General features: G+C 71.2%; 7 protein-coding genes and 1 pseudogene. 5 read left to right on the top strand and 3 right to left on the bottom strand.

Annotation, left to right across the window (positions count from 1 at the left end; translation table 11 throughout):
* Positions 1-8 precede the first annotated feature (8 nt).
* The 4 genes from G6017_RS02775 (at position 9) to G6017_RS02790 (ending at position 3935) form a co-directional block, all read left to right on the top strand.
* The gene (locus tag G6017_RS02775) at positions 9-1187 is read left to right on the top strand and encodes an AI-2E family transporter (RefSeq protein WP_347237933.1); all 1179 of its coding nucleotides are present in this window, start codon (positions 9-11) and stop codon (positions 1185-1187) included.
* Positions 1188-1212: 25 nt separating this feature from the next.
* The gene (locus G6017_RS02780; protein ID WP_182615831.1) at positions 1213-2424 is read left to right on the top strand and encodes an acyl-CoA dehydrogenase family protein; all 1212 of its coding nucleotides are present in this window, start codon (positions 1213-1215) and stop codon (positions 2422-2424) included.
* Positions 2421-2882: an Rv1443c family protein gene (locus tag G6017_RS02785; RefSeq protein WP_182615833.1), complete on the top strand. Its 462-nt coding sequence runs from the start codon at positions 2421-2423 to the stop codon at positions 2880-2882. The genes G6017_RS02780 and G6017_RS02785 overlap by 4 nt, the downstream gene beginning before the upstream one ends.
* A 120-nt stretch (positions 2883-3002) precedes the next feature.
* The gene (locus G6017_RS02790; protein ID WP_182615837.1) at positions 3003-3935 is read left to right on the top strand and encodes an alpha/beta fold hydrolase; all 933 of its coding nucleotides are present in this window, start codon (positions 3003-3005) and stop codon (positions 3933-3935) included.
* A gap of 82 nt (positions 3936-4017) precedes the next feature.
* On the opposite strand, the gene G6017_RS02795 is transcribed toward G6017_RS02790, so the two are convergent.
* Positions 4018-4497, bottom strand: coding sequence for a hypothetical protein (locus G6017_RS02795; protein ID WP_241731344.1), 480 nt, complete (start codon positions 4495-4497; stop codon positions 4018-4020).
* A gap of 212 nt (positions 4498-4709) precedes the next feature.
* Here G6017_RS02795 and G6017_RS02800 point away from each other — a divergent pair, with 212 nt between their 5' ends.
* Positions 4710-5312, top strand: a complete 603-nt coding sequence (locus tag G6017_RS02800) for a CG0192-related protein (protein ID WP_182615835.1) — start codon at positions 4710-4712, stop codon at positions 5310-5312.
* A 223-nt stretch (positions 5313-5535) separates the two neighbouring features.
* Here G6017_RS02800 and G6017_RS02805 read toward each other — a convergent pair whose 3' ends face one another.
* Both G6017_RS02805 and G6017_RS02810 read right to left on the bottom strand, forming a co-directional pair.
* Positions 5536-6087, bottom strand: coding sequence for a YceI family protein (locus G6017_RS02805; RefSeq protein WP_179524060.1), 552 nt, complete (start codon positions 6085-6087; stop codon positions 5536-5538).
* A 128-nt stretch (positions 6088-6215) separates the two neighbouring features.
* Positions 6216-6448: pseudogene (locus G6017_RS02810) on the bottom strand (alpha/beta hydrolase); the annotation flags it as partial.

Genomic DNA, 6448 nt, shown 5'->3' on the forward strand with positions numbered 1-6448 from the left:
TCGCCGCGATCCCCCGATCCCATCTCCCGTATCCGGTGGTCCTGGCCGCGGCCTGGGTGGCCTGCCTGCTGCTGATCGCCGGAGGCGGGTGGATCCTCGGCCAGGCCATCGGCCGACTGTCGGTGATCCTGGCGCCACTCGCGATCGCGGTGTTGCTCGCCGCCATGCTCCGGCCGCTGGTGGACCGCGTGCCCCGGCGGGTCCCGCGGGCGCTGGCGGCGCTCGTCGTCGTCCTCGGGGTCCTGGCGCTGGTGGTGGGCGCGCTGGCGCTGGTCACCACCCAGCTCGCGACCGGGGTCCCGGAGATGAGGGAGAAACTCGGCAGCGGCGTCGACACCGCCCTGCAGTGGTTGGAGGACGGCCCGCTCCACCTCACCGCCGACCGGCTCCAGGAGGCCGTCGCGCAGGTCCGCGCCTGGATCGAGTCCCACTCCGAGGCGGTGGCCGCGGGCGCGGTCCAGTTCGGGCACACGGCCGTCGACGCGGTGGCCGGTCTGCTCATCTGCCTGGTGGCCCTGTTCTTCTTCCTCTACCAGGGGGAGAAGCTGTGGGCGTTCTTCGTCGGGTGGTTCCCCCGCGCGAGCCGCCTCAACGTCGACCGCGCGCTGCGACAGGGCTGGGGCAGCCTCGGCGCCTACACCCGGACGCAGCTGACCGTGGCCGCGATCAACGCCACCGGGGTGGGACTCGGTGCGCTGGTGCTGCGCGTGCCCTTCGTGATCCCCATCGTGGTGGTGGTGTTCCTCGCGTCGTTCGTCCCCATCGTGGGCACGCTCGTCGCGGGGCTGATCCCGACCGCGCTGGCGCTGGTGGACCGGGGACCGGTGATCGCCATCGCGATGCTGGCTATCGTCCTGGTGGTCCACCAGGTGGAGTCGCACCTGCTGCAGCCCGTCCTCATGGGTCACGCGGTGGCCCTCCACCCGCTGGCCGTGATCGTGGTGGTGGCCTCGGGGACCTACCTGTTCGGCGTCGTGGGAGCGCTGTTCGCCGTGCCCGTCACCGCCATGGTGAACACCGTGGTGAGATACCTGGCCGGAGGGACGGACGGGGACGTGGACCGGGAACCCGGCGAGGCGCCGGGACTGGTGCGCGACCGCGCCGTGGTATCCGGGCCCGACGACGAGAGGTCCGGACCGGACGACGACGAGCCCGCGTCACCCGGCGGCGACCCCGCCACCCGCTGACCCACCACCCCACCGAGAGGACCCGATGACCTTCAGTATGGAACTGACCGATGAGCAGCGCGAGCTGCAGAACTGGGCCCACGCCTTCGCCGAGGAGGTCATCCGGCCGGCCGCCCACGAGTGGGATGAGCGCGAGGAGACGCCCTGGCCGATCATCCAGGAGGCCGCCAAGATCGGGCTGTACGGCTACGAGATCATGGCCACGCTGCGACAGGACGCCACCGGGCAGTCCTACCCGATCCTGTGCGAGGAGCTGTTCTGGGGCGACGCGGGGATCGGCCTGTCCATCATGGGCACCGGACTCGCCGCCGCGGGCATCGCCTCGGCCGGGACCACCGAGCAGATCATCGAGTGGGTGCCCCGCTGTTACGGCACCGAGGCCGAACCGGCGGTCGGCGGGTTCTGCTCCTCCGAGCCGGAGGCCGGAAGCGACGTCGGCAACATGCGCACCCGCGCCCGCTACGACGAGGCCACGGACGAGTGGGTGATCTCCGGGCAGAAGGCCTGGGTGACCAACGGCGGGGTGGCCTCGGTCCTCGTGGTGCAGGCGGTGGTGGACCCGGAGCTCGGTTCCCGCGGCCAGGCCGCCTTCGTCATGGAGGCCGGGACCCCCGGGATCGAGGCCGGACCCCGACTCAAGAAGCACGGCCTACGCGCGTCGGCGACCGCCGACGTCTTCTTCGACGACGTCCGCGTGCCGGGCTCGGCGCTGCTGGGGGGCAAGGAGAAGCTCGACGAGAAGCTGGCCCGCGCCCGGGAGGGCGAGCGGACCGGGGGCCAGGCCGCCATGGCGACCTTCGAACGGACCCGACCCACCGTGGGCGCGATGGCCGTGGGCATCGCGCGGGCGGCACACGAGTACGCGCTCGAGTACGCCAAGGGGCGGGTGGTGTTCGGCCGACCGATCATCGAGAACCAGGCCATCTCGTTCCTGCTCGCGGACATGGCGGTGGAGATCGACGCCTCGCGACTGCTGGTCCGCCGGGCCGCGTGGTTGGGCGCGACCCGGCAGCCCATGGCCCGGGCCGAGGGCTCCATGTCCAAGCTCAAGGCCGGCCGTACCGCCGTGTGGGCCACCGAGCGCGCCATCCAGATCCTCGGCGGGGTGGGGTACACCCGCGAGTACCCGGTCGAGCGGATGCACCGCGACGCCAAGATCTTCGACATCTTCGAGGGCACCGAGCAGATCCAGCAGCTGGTGATCGCCCGCGCGATCTCCGGTCAGCGGTTGCCGTGACGGACGTCGAGGTGGTGCGGGCGAGCGTGGTCCGCGCCCCGCGCGACGAGGTGTGGGCGCGCGTGGTCACCGCGGACGGGGTCAGTGACGAGTTCCGGCCTCTGCTGCGGATGCGCTTCCCGGCGCGACTGGCGGGGGCCTCCATCGCGGACGTGCCGCTGGGTCGGCCGATCGGGCGCGCGTGGATCCTGCTCGGCGGGGTCATCCCCGTGGAGTACGACGACCTGGTCCTGGTCGACCTGGAGGCTCCCCGGTTCTTCCAGGAGCGTTCGGAGCTCGGGTCGTGTCGGGTGTGGGAGCACCGCCGAGAGCTCGAATCGCTGGCCGACGGCTCCACCCGCGTCACCGACACCCTGCGGGCCGTACCGCGTGCGCTGGTGCCCGGATCGGTCGTCCGTGTGGTGGTCGGGGCACTGTTCGCCCACCGGCACCGGCGGCTCGCGCTGGAGTTCGGATGAGCGTCCGGGCCGGATGTGATAGAGAGAACTGCTCCCCGGGCCCCTGATGGCGCACAATGGGTCGAGGTGCTCCTTGCGACGAGGTACGGCGCGGAGACCGTCCCCGAGGGGGAATGCGACATGCAGAACAGCGATGTGCACAAGACCGAGATACAGCGGACAAGTCTCCACGGACGCGAGCTGGCGTACCGCGAGGCGGGAGCCGGCGAGGGCAAGCCGACGCTGCTCCTCATCCACGGCATGGCGGGCAGTTCCGTCACCTGGCGGGAGTTGATCCCGCGCCTGGAATCGAGGTTCCACATCATCGCCCCCGACCTGCCGGGCCACGGGGAGAGCTCCCTCGACTTCGACGACTACTCGCTCGGGGCGATGGCCTCCGCCCTGCGCGACCTGCTGGTGGTCAAGGGCATCAGGCGGTGCACGGTGATCGGCCAGTCGCTCGGTGGCGGCGTGGCCCTGCAGTTCGTCTACCAGTACCCCGACTTCTGCGAGCGCATCGCGCTGATCGGCAGCGGCGGCCTGGGCAAGGAGGTCAACTGGATCCTGCGCCTGCTCGCGGTCCCCGGAGCCGAGCTCCTGCTGACCGCGGGTGCGGCCCCGTTCCTGGTGTCCGCCGGGGACAAGGCCCGCGGGTTCCTCACCGGCAGGGGCGTCCGCGCGATCGCGCTCGAGGAGCCGTGGGCGGCGTACGAGTCGCTCGGCAGGCCCGGGCACCGTCGCACGTTCTTCAAGACCCTCCGCGCGGTCGTGGACAACAAGGGGCAGGCCGTCTCCGCCAGCAACAGGCTCTATCTGGCGGCGCAGTTGCCCTTCCAGCTGATCTGGGGCGACCGCGACCCGATCATCCCCGTCTCGCACGGGCACACCACCCACGAGGCGATCCCGGGCAGCCGGCTCGCGATCGTCGAGGGCACCGGGCATTATCCGCACGTCGAGGACCCCGCCGCGGTCGAGCGAATCCTCGTCGACTTCATGGAGTCGACCGAGCCCGGCCACATCGACCACCAGCTCCTCGGTGAGCTCGTGACCGCGGGCGGCGACGAGGCCCGATAGGGGACCGCCGATCCGACAGGGCCCGGCTGGAGATGACGGCGGCCCCGGCCCCGTCGTGGGGGCCGGGGCCGGGTCGGGTCTGTCAGGCGTCGATCTCGACCGTGGCGCCACCCGTCGCGACGTCGTCGCCGGTGGCGTCGTCGGCAGCGGTGTCCTCCGAAGCGGTGTCGTCGCCGTCGGTCTCGGTGCCGTCGGTGTCACCGTCCCCCGGGATCTCGGCGTCGATGCCACGGAGGATGTCGATCGCGCCCGCGATGTCGCCGGTCATCGCGGTGGAGATGGCCAGGTCGGCGTTCGCCTCGCACTCCTCGCCCGACAGTCCGGGCGCGACGCCGCCGACGGAACCGAGGAAGTCGTACGCGGAGATCGTGCCGCAGAGCTGCTGCGCGATGTCCGAGACCTCGGCGGGGGTCTCGGCGCCGTCGATGTCCGTCTCGACGGTCGTGGGGGCGCCGACCGACCCGCTGTCGAGCCCGGGGAGATCGCTCTGGGCGGCGGCCAGTCCCGCACCGGAGAAGGACAGGGCGGCAGCGGAACCGATGATCGCGATGGTCTTCTTCATGGTGGTCACCTTTCGTTCGGGCGCCGGGGTCTCCCGGAGACACGGCGGCCACCGTAACGGCGACAGTGCCAGCGTGCTGTGACCGCGATCACTCCCCGTCGGAGCCCGGTCGGTGGAATGTCGTGATGCGCTGGAGCGACGGCGCCCGGACAAATTCTTCTTCATCTCGCGGAGTGTTTGCCGCGTCGACGCTCTCCGGGGATGCTTGTCCCATGAGTGGAACCGCCGAGATCTATGACGCCGTCCTCAGCCCGGGCAAACTCGAGTTGCTCCGGGCGTGGATCCGCCGCCAGTCGTGGTTCGACGGTGACCCGGCGCGGCTGGAGCAGGTGACCGCCTACCGGTTCGTCGACCCCGACGGCGAGGTGGGCATGGAGGCATTCCTCGTCTCGGACGGTGCGCGCACGTTCCACGTCCCCGTGACCTACCGGGGGGCGGAGCTCCCGGGGGCGCAGGACGCACTGGTCGGGACGCTCGAACACTCTGTCCTCGGTCGTCGCTGGGTGTACGACGCGCCGGCGGACCCCGTGTACGTGACCGAGGTGCGGCGGGTCGTCAGTCACCGCGACACCGCCGCCGACCATCTGGCGGTGGAGGACGGCACGGTCACCCCGTCGCCCGTCAACGTGCGGGGCGGTGGGGACGGGGCGACGGGCGACAGCGACGCCGATGCCGCACCTCAGGTGATCCGGGTGATCTCGGAGGAGAACGACGCCGAGGCTGACCGCCCTCTGATCGGCTCGCCGGGCACACTCAGCGGGACCTGGGAGGACGCCGACGGCTCGCATTCCGCGGTCTTCGTCGTCGTCTCCTAGGACCTGTCGGCTAGAACCTGGCAGCTAGGGCCTGGCAGCTAGGGCCTGGCGGCCAGGGCCTGGCGGTGCAGTTCTTGCCGGGTCTCTCCGGCGCAGACAATGCCGCCCCCCACCTCCGACGAGGTGGGGGGCGGCGTCGTCCGGCCGGGTGGCGTCATCCGGCCCCGGGGGCGTCACGGGGCCGGACGGGGGTCCCGGCCGGGCCGGGCGGGCCGGGCGGGACTCAGGCCTGCTTGATGGCCGAGAGCTCGATCTCGAGGGTGACCTTCTCGGAGACGAGCACGCCACCGGTCTCGAGCGCCGCGTTCCAGGTCAGGCCGAAGTCGCTGCGGTTGATGACCGTGGTGCCCTCGAAGCCGGCGCGGAGGTTGCCGAACGGGTCGGTGGCGGTGCCCTCGTACTCGAACGGGATGGTCACGGACTTGGTGGTGCCCTTGATGGTGAGGTCGCCGGTCACGTCGACGCCGCCGGAGCCGTTGGCCGCGATCTTCGTCGAGCGGAAGGTGATCTCCGGGTGGTTGTCCATGTCGAAGAAGTCGTTGGACTTCAGGTGGCCGTCGCGGTCGGCGTTGCGGGTGTCGATCGAGGAGGCGGTGATGACGACCTCGGCGGTCGCGCCGTCGACTCCCTCCGCGGGGACGGTGACCGTGCCCGTGTAGTCGTTGAACGACCCGCGGACCTTGGTGACCATGGCGTGGCGGGTGACGAAGCCGAGGCGGGTGTGGGTGGGGTCGATGTTCCAGGTGCCGGTGAGGTCGGTGAGCGTCGCGGTCATGGTGACTCCTTCGGTGGTCCCCGGCTGGACACCGGGACGATTGGTTGTTGTGTCACCTACAGTAGCGCCTCAATGGTGATGCGTCAACAAGAAGTTCGGAGAAATTCGGATGAGTTCGGATCGGTCGGTCACCCCACGTGATGGCGCAGGAAGTGCAGCGCGTGGGTGACCGCGAGGTCGTGGCACGGCCGGCCGGGGAAGAGATCGAAGTGATCGCCCGGGTAGTGGCGCACCTCGGCGCGGGCGGCGAACGCCGCGGTGCTCGCGGCGTGAGGTGGGGCGCTCCGGTCCAGGTCGGCGATCTGGACCAGCACGGGGGTCCCGGCGAGCTCCGCGGCCTTCGCGCCGGGCCGGAAGGACC

It is taken from the genome of Dietzia sp. B44, assembly GCF_014145245.1.
GTDB lineage: Bacteria > Actinomycetota > Actinomycetes > Mycobacteriales > Mycobacteriaceae > Dietzia > Dietzia natronolimnaea.